1 protein-coding gene is annotated in these 1,589 nt (G+C 39.6%); it reads right to left on the bottom strand.

The genetic code is table 11. The features are described 5' to 3' along the window. Positions 1 to 93: 93 nt before the first annotated feature. The coding region (locus tag P2W73_RS26315; RefSeq protein WP_276505090.1) for a transposase at positions 94 to 1,589 on the bottom strand (1,496 nt) is incomplete at its 5' end.

Genomic DNA, 1,589 nt, shown 5'->3' with positions numbered 1-1,589 from the left:
AAGTGGCTGTTGCGCGACTGTAATTTTAGATTGTTATGAAATTATACTTTGAACAAGTGCTTGCAATATTGAACTTTAGCATCCATGTGTTATTTATTCTATAGCGTAATATAGATTTCCATAAAGCTGGAAAAAGCATTTTTGAGCCTTTTGTTGCCATTTTCCCATTTTTTTAATCATTATCTCTGCTTTAGGTGCACGGAATTTAAGCAGTTTTTTAAGGTTATAGGCTAAGGCCGCCATCAGCATACACTTGCCGGCTTGTTTAATACCTATTGTATTAACCCGTTTCATGCCTAAGAAGTTGATCAGTGTGCCAAGTACGGGTTCCACTGTACTTTGTCGCAGTTTCATCATTCGTTTGCCTTTATGCGTTTCCATTCTGGCCTGCATCTGATCGTATAATGTCTTATCCATTGTGACAGTTATTTTCTTTATGGCACTCTTGCCGATACATTGACTGCGCAACGGACAGTCTGAACAATCTTTACTACTGCTATAGTAAACTTTTTTATAACGACCGGCCCTGGCTAAAACATCCTTCTTATATACTAATTTGTTTCCTTGCTGGCATACATACTCGTCGTTTTGTTGATGATACTCAAACCCTTCCCGGCCTTTTTTATACCCGCCCACATTGGGTATATACCCTGTTATATTTTTATCCTCCAAATATTGCAAAGCCGTACCACTACTGTAATTGGTGTCTGCTATTATTTCTTCTACTAACAATCCTCCCGACTGTAAATGACTGACGGTGTGGTCTACTACTTCGGCCAAACACTCACTATCTCGTTTATCTGCATGATGCGCTTCTATGTTCGTGATCACATGACAGCCTGTATCCACACTCACCTGGGCCAGGTAATTTAACAGGCTTGGCTTACCCGGTTTTGTAGCTATTCTGGCATCAGCATCCGTGCTGCTATAATGGGTGTTGTTACCCGGATGTTGGTTACGGAATGGCGCTTGTTGTTGATCATCTTCTTTCAAACTCCCTGCATAAGCATCGCCATCTTCCAATATTTCTTTTTCCAACAAGCTATCCATACTGGCATTGGCTTTTACAAAAACACTGTCCACGGCCTGACGACGACCTGCTACCATCCCTTTTTCAATACACTGTTTTAAAACTTCCCGGAACAATTGCTGGAATACCTCTTCGCCGTATAGTTGTCGGGTCCTGCTTAAGGTACTATGCCAGGGTAATGACTCATCTATGTTATATCCGATGAAATATAACATATCTAAACGCATGCTGGTCATACTTATAATCTTGCGGTCACTGGACTGATTTTCCAAATATCCAATCAATATCAATTTAAAAAAGACCACTGGATCAATACTCTCCTGGCCTTCTGTACCATAATATTTCTTCGTAGCCTTATATAACCACTGTATTTCCAGCAAATCTTTCAATCGACTGTAGAAATTGTCTTTAGGTACATGTTCACTTAATTGAAATGAAGTGAACAGTTGTTCTTGATATTTTTTTTGGCCTTGCATAGCTCTTACACAGCAATTACTTTTCCAATTATGCCATATCAACATAATGTGCATTAGTTTTGAGTCGTGCAACAGCCACTTAA

Origin of the sequence: Terrimonas pollutisoli (assembly GCF_029360765.1) — a bacterium.
Taxonomy (GTDB): Bacteria; Bacteroidota; Bacteroidia; order Chitinophagales; family Chitinophagaceae; genus Terrimonas_B; species Terrimonas_B pollutisoli.
The sequence above is the reverse complement of the archived record's forward strand: the minus strand, read 5'-3'. Positions and strand labels throughout refer to the sequence as shown.